The 14791-nt window shown below is 57.3% G+C and carries 11 protein-coding genes; 6 read left to right on the top strand and 5 right to left on the bottom strand.

Annotated elements, in window-relative coordinates; all coding sequences use genetic code 11:
* The first annotated feature begins 101 nt into the window (after window positions 1-101).
* Window positions 102-2216, top strand: coding sequence for a TonB-dependent receptor PqqU (gene pqqU, locus E0L20_RS02445; RefSeq protein WP_131632521.1), 2115 nt, complete (start codon window positions 102-104; stop codon window positions 2214-2216).
* 127 nt (window positions 2217-2343) lie between these two features.
* Here the strand turns inward: pqqU and E0L20_RS02440 are convergent, their stop codons facing one another.
* From E0L20_RS02440 to E0L20_RS02430, 3 genes are all read right to left on the bottom strand, one after another.
* The gene (locus E0L20_RS02440; RefSeq protein WP_131632520.1) at window positions 2344-3012 is read right to left on the bottom strand and encodes a GntR family transcriptional regulator; all 669 of its coding nucleotides are present in this window, start codon (window positions 3010-3012) and stop codon (window positions 2344-2346) included.
* Between the two features lie 249 nt (window positions 3013-3261).
* Window positions 3262-4302 carry an NADP-dependent oxidoreductase gene (locus E0L20_RS02435; protein ID WP_131632519.1) on the bottom strand — a complete coding sequence of 347 codons (1041 nt, stop codon included), beginning with the start codon at window positions 4300-4302 and terminating at the stop codon, window positions 3262-3264.
* Window positions 4303-4367: 65 nt separating this feature from the next.
* Window positions 4368-4943, bottom strand: coding sequence for a helix-turn-helix domain-containing protein (locus tag E0L20_RS02430; protein ID WP_131632518.1), 576 nt, complete (start codon window positions 4941-4943; stop codon window positions 4368-4370).
* Window positions 4944-5093: 150 nt separating this feature from the next.
* Here E0L20_RS02430 and E0L20_RS02425 point away from each other — a divergent pair, with 150 nt between their 5' ends.
* Together E0L20_RS02425 and E0L20_RS02420 are read left to right on the top strand one after the other, a co-directional pair.
* A complete protein-coding gene (locus tag E0L20_RS02425; RefSeq protein WP_131632517.1) occupies window positions 5094-5609 on the top strand; it encodes a GNAT family N-acetyltransferase in 516 nt (171 codons plus the stop codon).
* Window positions 5609-6058 carry a DMT family transporter gene (locus E0L20_RS02420; protein WP_131632516.1) on the top strand — a complete coding sequence of 150 codons (450 nt, stop codon included), beginning with the start codon at window positions 5609-5611 and terminating at the stop codon, window positions 6056-6058. Before E0L20_RS02425 ends, E0L20_RS02420 begins: the two co-directional genes overlap by 1 nt.
* On the opposite strand, the gene E0L20_RS02415 is transcribed toward E0L20_RS02420, so the two are convergent.
* Together E0L20_RS02415 and E0L20_RS02405 are read right to left on the bottom strand one after the other, a co-directional pair.
* Window positions 6055-6288: a YdcY family protein gene (locus E0L20_RS02415; protein ID WP_131632515.1), complete on the bottom strand. Its 234-nt coding sequence runs from the start codon at window positions 6286-6288 to the stop codon at window positions 6055-6057. The genes E0L20_RS02420 and E0L20_RS02415 overlap by 4 nt on opposite strands.
* Window positions 6289-6385: 97 nt before the next feature.
* Window positions 6386-7984 carry an ABC transporter substrate-binding protein gene (locus tag E0L20_RS02405; protein WP_131632514.1) on the bottom strand — a complete coding sequence of 533 codons (1599 nt, stop codon included), beginning with the start codon at window positions 7982-7984 and terminating at the stop codon, window positions 6386-6388.
* Window positions 7985-8266: 282 nt separating this feature from the next.
* Between E0L20_RS02405 and E0L20_RS02400 the strand changes: the two genes are divergently transcribed.
* The 3 genes from E0L20_RS02400 to E0L20_RS02390 are packed head-to-tail and all read left to right on the top strand — an operon-like array spanning window position 8267 to window position 14761.
* On the top strand, window positions 8267-9607 hold the full coding sequence (locus E0L20_RS02400) for an SrfA family protein (RefSeq protein WP_131632513.1): 1341 nt from the start codon (window positions 8267-8269) through the stop codon (window positions 9605-9607).
* Window positions 9608-9611: 4 nt separating this feature from the next.
* A complete protein-coding gene (locus tag E0L20_RS02395; RefSeq protein WP_131632512.1) occupies window positions 9612-12593 on the top strand; it encodes a virulence factor SrfB in 2982 nt (993 codons plus the stop codon).
* Window positions 12590-14761 carry a virulence factor SrfC family protein gene (locus E0L20_RS02390; RefSeq protein WP_131632511.1) on the top strand — a complete coding sequence of 724 codons (2172 nt, stop codon included), beginning with the start codon at window positions 12590-12592 and terminating at the stop codon, window positions 14759-14761. Before E0L20_RS02395 ends, E0L20_RS02390 begins: the two co-directional genes overlap by 4 nt.
* Window positions 14762-14791 lie beyond the last annotated feature (30 nt).

The following is a 14791-nucleotide window of genomic DNA, read 5'->3' as shown; positions in this document are numbered from 1 at the left end:
TAACGCAATGTGCGGTTATAGTTTTCAAAACATTTACAAAAGTTTTAACATACACGCACATGTTCCATTTGGTTCGTTTTCATTCCACAACCGGTTTATTCATGAAAATCATATATGCCCGTAAGGCAACTCTCCCGCTGCTGCTGGTCCCCGTTATCGTAGCGCCTTTGGCTGCACTGGGTGCCGAAGAACAGACCATGATCGTCAGCGCCTCGCCGCAGACCGTCTCCGAGCTGGATACGCCTGCGGCGGTCAGCGTCGTGAACGGCGACGATATGCGTCAGGCCGCCCCGCGCATTAACCTGTCGGAATCCCTCGGCAGCGTGCCGGGCCTGCAGATTCAGAATCGTCAGAACTATGCGCAGGATCTGCAGCTTTCCATGCGCGGTTTCGGTGCGCGTTCAACCTTTGGCGTGCGCGGCATTCGCATGTACGTGGACGGTATTCCGGCAACCATGCCGGACGGTCAAGGCCAGACCTCCAACATCGATCTCACCAGCGTGGATAGCGTTGAAGTGCTGCGCGGGCCCTTCTCTGCCCTTTACGGCAATGCCTCCGGCGGCGTGATTAATATCAACACTCAGACCGGGCAACAGCCGCCGACCATTGAGGCCAGCAGCTATTACGGCAGCTACGGCACCTGGCGCTACGGGATGAAAGCCACCGGCGCGATGGGCGACGGCACGCACGCGGGCGACGTGGATTACACGGTCTCCACTACCAGCTTCACCACAAAGGGCTACCGCGACCACAGCGGCGCGCGTAAAAACCTTGCTAACGCCAAGCTCGGCGTGCGTATTGATGACGTCAGCAAGCTGACGCTGATCTTTAACAGCGTGGATATGAAGGCCAACGATCCGGGCGGCCTTGACTATCAGGAGTGGCGGAATAACCCGCGCCAGTCTCCGCGCGGCGACCAGTACAACACCCGTAAGACCATCAAGCAGACCCAGGCGGGACTGCGCTATGACCGCCAGCTCAGCGAGCAGGACGATCTCAGCGTGATGATGTACGCCGGCGAGCGCGAAATGACGCAGTACCAGTCAATTCCATATCAGCCGCAGCTGAAGCCAACCCACTCCGGCGGCGTGATTGACATGCAGCGCCATTATCAGGGCATTGATACCCGCTGGACGCATCGCGGCGAGCTGCTGGTGCCGGTGACCTTCACCACCGGCCTGAACTACGAAAACCTGAGCGAAGATCGTCGCGGGTATGAAAACTTCGTGATGAACAACGGCGTGCCTGAATACGGCGTAAAAGGTGACAAACGCCGCAACGAACGTAATTTGATGTGGAACGTTGACCCGTATCTGCAAACCAGCTGGCAGCTAACGGAAAAACTCTCCGTCGACGCGGGGGTGCGCTACAGCTCCGTGTGGTTTGATTCCAACGACCATTACGTAACGCCGGGCAACGGCGACGACAGCGGCGATGCGAGCTATCACAAATGGCTCCCGGCGGGTTCTGTGAAATATGCGGTGACCGACGCGTGGAATCTGTACGCAGCGGCCGGACGCGGGTTTGAAACGCCGACCATCAATGAACTCTCCTACCGTTCGGACAATCAGGGCGGGCTAAACATCGGTCTTAAGCCGTCCACCAACAATACCTATGAAGTCGGCAGCAAAACGCGCGTCGGCAATGGCCTGTTCACCGCGGCGCTGTTCCGCACCGACACCGACGATGAGATCGTAACAGACGCCAGCTCCGGCGGGCGTACCAGCTATAAAAACGCCGGCAAAACGCGCCGTCAGGGCGTTGAGCTTTCCCTCGATCAGCAGTTCGCTGAAAGCTGGAAGCTGAAGATGGCCTGGACCTACCTGGATGCAACCTATCGTACCAACGTGTGCAGCGATGGAGACTGTAACGGCAACCGTATGCCGGGCATTGCCCGCAACATGGGCTACGCATCGTTTGGCTGGCAGCCGGAAGAAGGCTGGTATGCCGGCACCGACGTGCGCTACATGAGCGATATCATGGCGGACGACGAAAACACGGCGAAAGCACCGTCTTACACGGTGGTGGGCCTGAATACCGGGTATAAATTCAGCTACGGCAACTGGGGAATGGACGTCTTTGGCCGCGTCGATAACCTGTTTGACAAGGAGTATGTTGGCTCGGTGATCGTGAACGAGTCCAACGGGCGTTATTACGAACCCGCCCCTGGCCGCAACTATGGCGTGGGGATGTCAGTGTCTTATCGCTTTGAGTAATAATTAACCGACGGCTGTTCTTTTCCGTCGTAAAAAAATGAAATAACGTTCCTGATGGCGTAATGCCATCAGGAAATATTCACAAAATAAATATCACTACACATTAGCCGCGCTGTTAAATAATTTCTTAGCTAAAATATTGCCGCTGTAAAAGAATATCCGCTTCATCAATCAGGCGGTCAATCGCCTTCTGGCTCGCTTCAACATCTTTTCGCTCAAGGGCGGAAAGCAACTCAGCATAGTGATACGTTTTCACCGGGACATCCTTCAGCTCTTCATGCAGATAGTTGATGCAGGGGCCGATGCGAACCCACAGCTGCTCAATTAATGCGCTCAGGGTAGGCATTTCTGCATACTGATAGAGGGTAAAACGAAAAATACGATTGGCGTGAAGCGCCTGCTGAACATTCCCTTTTTGCATCGCTTCGTGGAATTTGTCCGACAGCTCGCGCAGCGCGTCCAGCCTGCTTTCGGACATCTGCGCGCACGCGGCTGCAACGGCCATCGGCTCAAGCTGCTTTCTGATGGCGTTAATTTCTTTATAGCGATCCAGCGTGACCTCGGGCACCAGAAAAGCCTGCGCCGGCGTGGCATGTAACGCCCCGGCGGAAACCAGCCGCAGCAGCGCTTCTCGCACCGGCGTAATGCTGGTGCCTAATTTATCGGCAATTTCTTTGGTGATGAGTCTCGCCCCCGGCTTCAGGGAGCCGGTAATTAACGCTCCTTTAAGGCTTAACTCAACTTGCATGGTGAGACTGATTCTTTGCGCTTTCTCTAAATGATCCAAATCAAGCATGTTCAATTCCTGTAACCAAACAAAACGTTATTATCAGCGTCGATGCAAAACATCGATGCCGGTTAGATATATCCTGTATCTTCATGCCTGGTATTGGGAATGCGCAAAAAAAAATAAGAAACGTCGACAATCTTTTCTGTCTGGATCGCTCATCTGTGATGATGCGTTTATGTGTAAGCCGATTTAATTAAAGACAATATATCGTACTTTCTCAAATAAATATGGCGGGAATACCCGCCATAGTTGATTTTATTTTTTATCGTCCGCGACGCGAATCACGACTTTACCGAAGTTTTTCCCTTCCAGAAGGCCAATCAGCGCCTGCGGCGCGTTTTCCAGCCCGTCCGTCACCTGTTCGCGATAGTGGATTTTGCCCTCGGTTACCCAGCGTCCCATCTCTTCCTGGAACTCCTGGATGCGGTGACCGTAATCCTGACCGATGATAAATCCCTGCATACGAATACGTTTTTTCAGGATCGTGCCCATCAGCAGCGGCAGGCGATCGGGCCCGTCAGGCAGCGCCGTGGCGTTATAGCCGCTCACCAGCCCGCAGACCGGAACGCGTGCCGAGGTATTCAACAGGGGCAGTACGGCATCAAAGACCTTCCCGCCCACGTTTTCGTAGTAGACATCAATGCCATTCGGGCAGGCTTTCGCCAGCTGCTCGGCAAAATCATCTGCCTTATGGTCGATGCACTGGTCAAATCCCAGAACCTCGACGGCATGGCGGCACTTTTCTGCCCCACCGGCAACCCCAATGACCCGGCAACCTTTGATCTTACCGATTTGCCCGACCGTTGCGCCGACTGGCCCTGTTGCAGCAGCAACGACCAGCGTTTCGCCCGCTTTCGGCTGCCCGATATCCAACAGCCCCATATAGGCCGTAAAGCCCGGCATGCCCAATATGCCCAGCGCCCACGATGGATGAGTGGTGTTTTCACCAAGCTTCACCAGCCCGCTGCCGTCAGAGAGGTCGTACTCCTGCCAGCCGCTGTAGCTCAATACCCATTCACCGGGCCTGAAATCGGGATGGTTTGACTGCTCAACGCGACTGACCGTGCCCCCGACCATGACCGCGCCGATCTCCACCGGCGGGGAATAGGATGGCGCATCGCTCATTCGCCCGCGCATGTAGGGGTCCAGCGAAAGCCATATCGTACGCAGCAGAACCTGCCCCGACGCGGGAACGGGGATGGGCTGCTCTTCCAGGCGGAAGTTATCCGCAACCGGTGCACCCTGCGGACGTGAAGCCAGTACCCAGCGACGATTTTGCGAAACAGATTGATTCATAAGGAACGCCTTCTTGTGCAAATGTCATTAAAGCCTGGTTTATTATTCCGCATCGTGCATTACCATTACGAGCCAGACTGATTAAGCCGCACGACCAGATAAACGCAGGATTGATCGGTTTCATTGATAAATCGGCAGTCATTTGGCGGCCCCAGTTCGAGACAATCTCCTGCCTCCATCTCGTGCCGCGTATCCCCTTCCAGAAACACAAGCCGGCCGGACTGGAGCCAGATCAGCTGGCGTGCCAGGGCATAGGATGATGCCGGCATGGGAACATCGCTGCCGCCGGGTAACTCAATCTGAACAAGATCTATCGGCAGATCGGTGCGCGGTGAAACGTGGCGGCGAAGATAGTGGGTCTGCGGATCGCGCCAGACGGGCTGATTGGCGAGACGCAGCAGCTTCCCTTCCTGCATCTCTGCTCTGGCAATAAGGGTCGACATGCTGATCCCAAACGCACCCGACAGGCGGGCAAGCAGCGTGGCCGTAGGGCTGCTGTCCCCGCGTTCAATCTTGTGGATCATTGCCCGCGAGACGCCGGCCCGGTCGGCAAGCTCGCTCAAGGACCATCCTCGCGACTCGCGTTCAATGCGAATTCGGGCGCTAATCCGTTGATTCATCGTGTCTGTCATAGTGTTCATAACGTCATACTATAGTGTATGGATGGCAATTCAACGGTGTTTTCATAACAAAAAGATATGGCTTATGCCGTAGCGGTTTGGTATCACGGTTGTGTACTATCTTAGCTATCGCGTAATACTATAGTGAACAACACACTCAGAGGGTAAATCATGATCGTCCGTCATGCCTGCAAAGAAGATTGCGCCGCTATCGGTGAGATCTACAACCACGCGGTGGTGCATACTGCCGCTATCTGGAACGACAAGACGGTGGATACCGATAACCGTATCGCATGGTTTGAGGCGCGGGCGCTCGCAGGCTATCCGGTACTGGTGAGTGACGAAGACGGCATCGTCACCGGTTACGCCTCCTTCGGCGACTGGCGCGCTTTTGACGGATTTCGCCACACGGTTGAGCACTCGGTTTATGTCCACCCGGACCACCAGGGCAAGGGGATTGGGCGTACGTTGATGAATGCGCTGATTATCGAAGCGCGCAGGATAGGTAAACACGTGATGGTAGCCGGGATCGAATCACAAAATCATGCCTCCATTCATCTTCACGACACGCTGGGCTTTGTGACCACGGGGCAAATGCCGCAGGTGGGTACGAAGTTTGGACGCTGGCTGGACTTAACCTTTATGCAGCTGCAGCTTGATGAGCGCAGCGATCCGGATGCGATTTAATGAATCAGTCTTTGACCTTGGCGTTTCTGGTGGCGGCGGGCATTGGCCTGGTGGTGCAAAACACCCTGATGGTGCGTATCACCCAGACCTCCTCCACCATTCTTATCGCGATGCTGCTGAATTCGCTGGTGGGCATTGTGCTGTTTGTCAGCATCCTGTGGTTCAAACAGGGGGGGGCCGGATTTAGCGAGCTGGCCTCTACGGTTCGCTGGTGGACGTTAATCCCGGGGCTGCTGGGGTCGTTTTTTGTCTTTGCCAGCATCAGCGGATACCAGAATGTCGGCGCGGCGACGACTATCGCCGTGCTGGTGGCAAGCCAGCTGATTGGTGGTCTGGTAATGGACGTGTTGAGAAGCAACGGCATTCCACTGCGCGCGCTGGTCGGCCCGGTGTGCGGCGCAGCGATGCTGGTGGTGGGGGCATGGCTGGTGGCCAGACGGCAGTTTTAAAGGATGGTGCCACCCTTCGTCAGATGCTCCTGACGCGCGTCCATCTCGTCTTTATGCTGCTTACCGTGATGTGAGATCGCGGTGCGCAGACGCTGCTGCTGCGCGTAGCGATCTTCACGGCTCAGCTCAGCGTCATCGCTTAATTCGATCAGCAGTTCATTCATGTGGGTAATCACGCTCTCTTCGATGGCGGCATCCACACGGGCGGTAACTTCGTTTAAATGTGACATTGTCACTCCTTGTGAATTGCCGGGTGGCGGCTTCGCCTTACCCGGCCTACAGGGGGAACCCTAGGCCCGGTAAGCGCAGCGCCACCGGGCAACAGAATCAGTTCAGCTTCGCTTTTGAGAAATCGCTGCCCATCAGGCTTACGCTGTAGCCCGTGACGTTGCTGCGGGTAGCGTAGAAGGTCTTGCCGTTTGCCAGCGCAATCCACGGCGCCTGCTGGTAGAAAATTTCCTGCGCCTGGCCGTAGAGCGCCGCGCGATCGGCCGGGCTGCTGGTCAGTTTGGCTTTCTGAACCAGAGCATCATACCCCTTATCGCACCAGCGCGCGGCGTTCGATCCGGTTTTGATGCTGTTACAGCCCAGCAGCACGTCCGCAAAGTTATCCGGGTCGCCGTTATCCGACATCCAGCCAAACAGCGCGGCGTCATGCTCGCCTTTACGCATGCCGGACAGATATTCGCCCCACTCGTAGGAGACGATTTTGGCCTTCACGCCCACCTTCGCCCAGTCGGCCTGAATCATCTCTGCGATACGGCGAGAATTTGGGTTGTACGGACGCTGCACGGGCATTGACCACAGCGTCACTTCTGCGCCCTTCTCCAGCCCCGCCTGCTTTAGCAGCGCTTTCGCTTTTTCAGGATCGTAACCGTAATCCTTCAGGTCTTTGTTAAAGCCCAGCATATTTGGCGGAATCGGTGATTTTGCCACCGTGCCGGACCCCATAAAGACGGCGTTAACGATGGCCTTTTTGTCGGTCGCATAGTTGAGCGCCTGGCGTACCAGCACGTTATCGAACGGTTTTTTCTCGGTATTAAAGGCCAGATAGCCTACGTTCAGGGCATCCACCGAGTGCAGCGTCAGATCCTTGTTTTTCTTAATCACATCAAACTGTACCGGCGACGGTGCAGGCACGATCTGGCATTCGTTGGTTTGCAGCTTCGCGAGGCGCGTTTCCACGTTCGGCGTGATGGAGAAGATCAGATGCTTCGTCGGAACGGCGCCGTTCCAGTAGTTCGGGTTGGCGACATAGCGGATCAGCGAGTCGACTTTGTACTGCTGAAGCACGTACGGGCCGGTGCCGATAGGCCAGGTATCGACGTTCTCTGGCGTGCCCTTTTTCAGCATCGCATCGGCATATTCAGCGGAAAGAATAGAGGCAAAATCCATCCCCCAGTCCGCCAGGAAGGCCGCGTTAGGCTCGCTCAGGGTGAACTGAACGTGATAATCGTCGACCTTTTTAACGTCCTGAATCAGCTTATCCAGGCCAACGTCGTTGAAGTATTCGTAATTACCCTGGGATACGTTGTGATACGGGTGCTTAGGGTCTTTCTGACGCATCACCGAGAAAATAACGTCATCGGCGTTAAAGTCGCGCGTCGGCTTAAAGTAATTATTACTGTTGAACTTCACCCCTTTACGCAGCGTGAAGGTGTAGGTTTTACCGTCCGGTGAAATCGTCCATGACTCCGCCAGGGACGGAACGGGGGTATTTTTTACCGGATCGAAGTTGATCAGGCGGTTGTACAGCACCTGAGAACTGGCGACAAACGAAGGGCCGGAACTGGCAATCTGCGGGTTAAACGACTCCGGTGAGGCCTCAGAGCAATAGATGATGGTGTCATTGTTCGCCGCCCATGCGGCACTTGCCGGTAAAAGAGTGCTCAGCGCAAGCGCGAGCAGCGTTTTCCCTGTAGACATGGTTATAACCCTATCGGTTTTATTATATTGGACAGTAATAACAGCACAGCCGTTATCACCTGGCAAATAACGAAACACTATCAGGATATTCTAAATCAGCGTTTTTCGCTGGTTTTACAGCCAGCCTTCAAGGGTTGATTTGCCTTAAGTGCCATTATCCGTCAAGCACAACCGCTCCGATCTATGCCGCAAGAAATCGGCGCTTTTAGCGTCTCTTCCTCCGTTTGTTTGCATTCTCGTTTCGTTAAAGTAACGGTGTGAAGAAGTATATGGGATCAAATCGTGGCAAAAACTCTTTTACGCAGCGGTAATCTGGATGATTTTCAGGCCGTTGGCGGCGGCGGACAGGCCGTTTTTGAATCAGCGTTGCAAATCCGTGAAGCGCTGCGCCTGCGCAAGCAGCAGGCTATAGTCGATTGTCTTGCCATTCCGCAGGTCAACGATGGCGGCGATCGCGTGGACTGGTACTCCCCGGTTGAAGGTAACGTAAGCAGCTGGAAGGCGGCTGACGAGGATGACCGTTTTCGCGCCCTGCGCTATCTGGAAAACACCCTCGCCAGCGTCGACTCGCTGAGCAAGAAATGCCTCCAGTCGCCTAAAACCGCGCAACAGCTTTTCGGCTCCCTGCTGTCTAAGGCTTTCCAGTTTCCCGGCGAAAACTTCCTGTTTCTGGTTGAGGGTAAGCCGGTTATTTGCTTCTGGGGCTTTGTAAACCTGAATGAAAACGCGCGCGACGATGTCCTCGACTGCCTGCGCGAATCCTTGATCCCGGAGCCCGAAGCGGTCGCCATTGAGGTTCCAGAACCTGAGCCTGAGCCGACCCCCGTCATTACCTTTGAACAGGCGGATGAGCCGCTGGTCGCCCCTGCAACCGTGGTCCGCATTACGCCTGACGCGCTGTATGAGCCAGAACCTGCCAGGGCAGTTTTACCTCCGGCTGAAGAACCCGCGCGCGCGCCGGAGATTGTCGCAAAAAAACGCCGCCTCCCGCTCTGGTCGCTGCCGGTCGCAGCCGTGATTGTCGCCGCGGTTTCCGTGCCGTTACTTTGGCCCAATCAGGCGCCCTCCGCAGAGCCGGTGCAAACCCCGGCCCCTGAGGCTGTCGCAATTGCGCCAAAACCGATTAAGTCGGTTGAGCCGCTGGCAATGACGTTACCCCTGCATCAGGCCGAGGTTGTGGAAACGAAGGCGAAAGAACCCGCCCCAGAGCCTGCGCCCGTGGTGATTGCAGCGATCCCGAAAGACGCCATGGTGATGGAGGCAGGCCAGGTCAAGGCAGGCTCAACGCGTTTCCTGAATGGGACCTGGCGCGCAATCCTGGACGTTAAGGACCCGATCACGGGTAAACCGCCGTCAATGCGCTATCAGATTCAGAATAATAAAGGCCTGGCGCGTGTCGTTCATGGCGATAACGTTGTCTGCCGCGTGGAGGTTTTCTCCGGGCTGCACAGCAACGGCGAGCTGATGATTAAAAGCCGCGGTAATGCCCGCTGCACGGACGGCTCCCGCTATCCGATGCCTGAAATTGCCTGCAAGGCAGGCACCAGCGATATCGCTGAATGTAACGCGCGTTATGATGCAAAAACCGTCGTTCCACTGACGTTTAAGAAAGCAGGTGCCTGACCCTATGCTGGTAAATCTTTGCGACTACAAACAGAGCGTCACGCTTATTGCCAACAGCGGCGTGCAATTTCTTGATTTTGGCCTGACGCCGCAGGACACCGCCAGCAACGGGCGTTTCGTGCGTAAAACGGCAAACGGCCCGCTTTTGCGTCTCGACTTCGACCTGGTTAATGGCCGGTACACGCTGCCGGCTTCGGGCGGCGGTCAGCCCGAGGTTGTTAAGCCAGAAACGACGATCCCGCTACACCAGTCCCTGACGGTGCTGGACGGCGTCTGGCTCCCCGTTCCGTTCCTGCGCTTCAACCCACCGCGCACCTTCGTCGACGGGCCGGATAACTGGGCCCGCGTCCAGATACGCAAGCTGGATGCACCCGATACGGCGGGCAATACCCACCGCGTCACCCTCGCCCTCGACAGCCAGATTGCCGAACATGCCACGTCAACCCTGTCGCCAGTCGAAAACGATATTCTGAACGGGACCCGCTTCGCCCTGGCCTGGCGTGATGATGAAGTAGACAGTTTCCTCGACCAGACCTGGATCGACGGCTGGCTGCGGGAAGCGTTTACCCAGTATGCGGACGGCGTTGAAAACCGCTCTGAACGCGAGCTGCATCAGGCGATGCGCGGGTTTGAGTACCAGGCGCACTGGCTTAACCTGCTGTCCATGCTCGGAGAACAGCTCACCGTACCTGAAGTGAAGTTTGTTACCCATACGCTCAGCACGCCCGCGATCCCCGTCGACCTGATCCTCGACGTGGGCAACACCCATACCTGCGGCGTTATTATTGAAGACCACGGGGATGCGAACGATGGCCTTCGACAGACCGCCGAGCTTCAGGTGCGTTCGTTAAGCGAACCGCAGTTCCTCAATGAACCCTTGTTTACCAGCCGGCTGGAGTTCTCCGAGGCGCGCTTCGGCAAACAGCACTTCTCGGTTGAAAGCGGCCGGGAAGATGCCTTTGTCTGGCCGTCTATCGTCCGCGTGGGCGATGAGGCGCGCAAGCTGGCCATGCAGCGTCTGGGTACCGAAGGCAACAGCGGCATTTCCAGCCCGCGCCGCTACCTGTGGGATGAAACGCCGGTGGTACAGGACTGGCGCTTCAGCCAGATGAACAGCAAAACGCAGCGAGAACCCTTAGCTACCGCATTCCCGCTGATGAACCTGATGAACGACGACGGCGAGCCGCTCTTTACCCTGCCGCAGGACGAGCGTCTGCCGGTGTTCTCCCCGCAGTACAGCCGCAGCACGCTCATGACGCACATGCTGTGCGAGCTGCTGGCGCAGGCGCTGGGGCAGATTAACAGCGTCGCCACGCGATTGCGTCTGGGCTTTCCTGCCTCGCCGCGCCAGCTGCGCACGTTAATTCTCACCCTCCCGTCGGCCATGCCAAAGCAGGAGCGCGAGATCTTCCGTCGCCGCATGTTCGAAGCCATCGCCATCGTCTGGAAGGCGATGGGCTGGCACCCGCAGGACGAGGATTTCGCCAGCCGCAAACAGCAGGAAAAAAGCGTGGTGCCGGTTCCTGAGATCCAGATGGAATGGGACGAGGCCAGCTGCGGCCAGCTGGTGTGGCTGTACAACGAAGCGATTTCACATTTTGGCGGCCAGACGGAGGCCTTCTTCGCCTCCCTCGCCCGCCCGGATCGCGAACCCGAGCCGGGCGTCCAGCCTGGGCGCGCGCTGCGCGTGGCCTCTATCGATATCGGCGGCGGCACTACGGATATGGCGATTACCCACTATCAGCTCGACGATGGTTCCGGGAATAACGTCAAAATTACCCCGCAGCTCCTGTTCCGCGAAGGATTTAAGGTTGCGGGCGATGACACGCTGCTGGACGTCATCCAGCGCTACGTGTTGCCAGCCCTGCAAACTCAGCTGCAGAAATCCGGCATGGCGGATGCCTCCATGCTCATGGCCTCGCTGTTTGGCGACTCCGGGCGCATTGATACCCAGGCGGTACTGCGCCAGCAAACGGCGCTCCAGCTCTTTATGCCGATCGGTCACGCAATTCTGGCCGCCTGGGAATCCAGCGATATTGACGATCCGCTGGCAGGCCTGCACGCCACCTTTGGCGACCTGCTGCCGCAGAAGCCAACCCGCAACGTGATGAACTATCTCCAGCAGGCGATTGACCACGCCCTGCCTGCGGGGTCTGAAGCCTTCGATCTGTACGCCGTCCCGCTGCACGTGAATTTCCGCGAAATGCAGGACGCAATGCTGGCCGGTCAGTTTACGCTGGCCTCACCGCTTCATGCCGTGTGCGAAGCAATATCCCATTACGGCTGCGACATCCTGTTAATCACGGGGCGTCCCGGCTGCCTGCCGGGCGTTCAGGCGTTGATTCGCCACCTGCAGCCCGTGCCGGTTAACCGCATCGTCTGGCTGGACAAGTACCAGGTTCACGAATGGTATCCGTTCAGCCAGCAGGGGCGTATTGGTAACCCGAAATCAACCGCCGCCGTCGGCGCGATGCTGTGCAGCCTGGCGCTTGACCTGCGCCTGCCGCGCTTTAACTTCAAGGCGGCCGATATTGGCGCGTATTCAACGGTGCGTTATCTGGGCGTGCTGGATAACACGGTAAATACGCTGCGTGAGGAAAACGTCTGGTATCAGGATATCGATCTCGATAAGCCGGGCGCGAAGCTGGATGCCCGTCTGCATTTCCCGCTGCGCGGTAACGTGACGCTCGGCTTCCGCCAGCTGGCAAACGCCCGCTGGCCGGCAACCCCGCTTTATACCCTGAGCATCAACTCGGCCGAGCTGGCAAAAGCCATTGCGGGAGACGGCGTGCTGAACGTGCGCCTGAAGCTGCGCGGAGGAAGCAAGCATGAAGGACCAGAATCCTTCGAGCTTAGCGACGCGTGGCTACAGGATGGAACGCCGGTTCCTGCGGATGCATTAACCTTCAAACTGAATACCCTGGCCGATCGCCGTCATAGCGGAAGCCATTACTGGATCGACAGCGGGAGCGTATACCTGAAATGACTGCGACGACTACCACTCAGGCCTTAATCAGGTGGATCAACGAGACGCGCCTCCACGCCGCCATGCTGGATAACGATGCCGACGCGCTGCTCGCCCGCATCAACGCGGTGCAGGCGCGTGAGCAGGCCATTGAACGCGCACTTACCCGCCAGACCAGTATTGGGCTGTACGGCCATTCCCAGAACGCGAAAGCGCACCTGCTGTTGTCCCTGTGCGGGAGCGGCAATGGCCGCCTTAACGTCACGCCGGGCCAACGGACGTTTGATTATTTCTCGCATATCAATCCGGGACATGCCCTGACCAATATGGCGGTCCGGTTCACCAGAGAAAGCGCAGAGATCGCCGATGAAGCGTTCCCACTCCGTCTGAGCCTGGTAACGGAGGCCGAGCTGGTTCAGCTGTTTATTGCCCGCACTACCCTGCACCCGCAGATCCGCTCGGTGGATAAAGCGGTAATCGAGGCACGGCTGGAAAAATGGCGCGGGCTGCGCCAGCCGCAGGGCGTGCCGGGGATTACCGCGCAGGACGTGGGTGCCATCGCCCGTTTCTGGCAGAGCACGGTGCCGGGCGCTAAACAGCAAATTGATGATGCGCTTTGGCATCAGTTTGCGCTGCTGGTTCCATCCCTCGATCTCAGCACGCGCGCCAGCGTCTGGTCGTTGCTGTGGGGTGAGCAGCAGGAACTAACCCAACAGTGGCTGCAGTTTGCACACGTGCTACACCAGACCAGCCACGCCAGCGAGCTTGCCGCGCCGCTCAGCCTGCTGGTCGACAACTTTGGCCTGCCCGGCGAAGGGTTTATTACTCACGGCACGTTTAGCGGTACCGAGGCACAGGAGACGCTGCTGCACCCGCTAAACAAGGGTGAAGCGCTGAGTGCGATCAGCATTCCCGTCGATACCCTTGCCTTCCTGACGCGAGAACTGGTATTGCCCGTTGAAAGCTGCGCGCTGGATAATGTTGATATCATTGATATTCCAGTCTTATCAGACGATAACGGCGATCCGTTAAGCCAGGCTAAATACCAGTGGCTGCTGGAGCATTACCGTCAGCAGCTCCAGCCCGATGTGCTGGTCATCTGCAATGCTACCGCCCAGCACGAACAAACGGCAAAAAAGGCGAAGGCCCTCATTCAGTGGGTCAAAGAGACGCAGCCGTCGGAAGAGTCCGCCCTGCCGGGCCTGGTATGGGCAATAACCCCTCAGGATGCGCGCTTTACCTCCCGACAGAATCTCGACGAGGCCGTACAGCATCTGCTTGGCAAACCGGGCCTGCACTGGGGCACTTTACAGGCGCTGGATAGCCATAGCATGCAGCGCGTGATCGAGTGGCTGTCTCAGGCCACCTTGCCCGCACAGCGCCAGAAGCGGCTTCATACCCTGCAGTCCATGCAGAAGCAGGCGCTTTCCGCACTCATGCAAAGCTATCTGTCGCCGCTGGTTGAGGAGCCGGGGATCAGACGCGCGCAGGCAGAAAACATGGTGCGAATGCTGCAAAGCGCCGCGGCCCGCCACGGCGAGCTGCTAGAAGGCCTAATGCCGCCGCTAAAAGCCTTTGAGACGCTGCTGGCCGTCCAGCAGCCGCGCGAGGAGCAGGTAAACGGGCTTTTCACGGATAACATCGACCTCTTTGCCGAAAGCACTCAGGACAATGCCAGCCTTTTCCAGACAAAGGACAAAGCGCGCCTGGCGCACAAAGTCTGGATTAACCACCTGCGCCAGTGGAGCCGCAACGATGCAGCCGCCGCCCGCCTGGGGCTGGAGCCCGCAGTTTTACAGCAAATTGCCGATGTTCTTGTGGTGACCAGCTACCGGTTAAATCTGCCTCATCAGCTGCAAAAAATTGTCGACATGGATAAAAGCAGCGCGGCACAGCTGCACGCCGTCATAGGCAATTTCATCGGCTGGCTGGGTTACGACCAGACGCCCGTTGCACAACGCCCCGCAAGCCGAATCCATAAAGGTCAGGCGATATTTGTCACGCCGGTGGTAAGCAGTGACACGCCGCGTCTGACGCGCCTGGGCGAGCAACCCGTGCATGCGGCTACCGCGTACGTATACGACTGGCTGGTTGCGCTTTATAGTCGGGCCATTGAGAACATTGACTATCAGCACCCGCACGACGTCCAGCCCGCCGCCCGCAAGGCGTTGCAGACGCTATTGCGCTAGCAGAATCCCGGCCCGCACCCGAGCGGGCCG

It is taken from the genome of Enterobacter wuhouensis, from assembly GCF_004331265.1.
GTDB lineage: Bacteria > Pseudomonadota > Gammaproteobacteria > Enterobacterales > Enterobacteriaceae > Enterobacter > Enterobacter wuhouensis.
The sequence above is the reverse complement of the archived record's forward strand: the minus strand, read 5'-3'. Positions and strand labels throughout refer to the sequence as shown.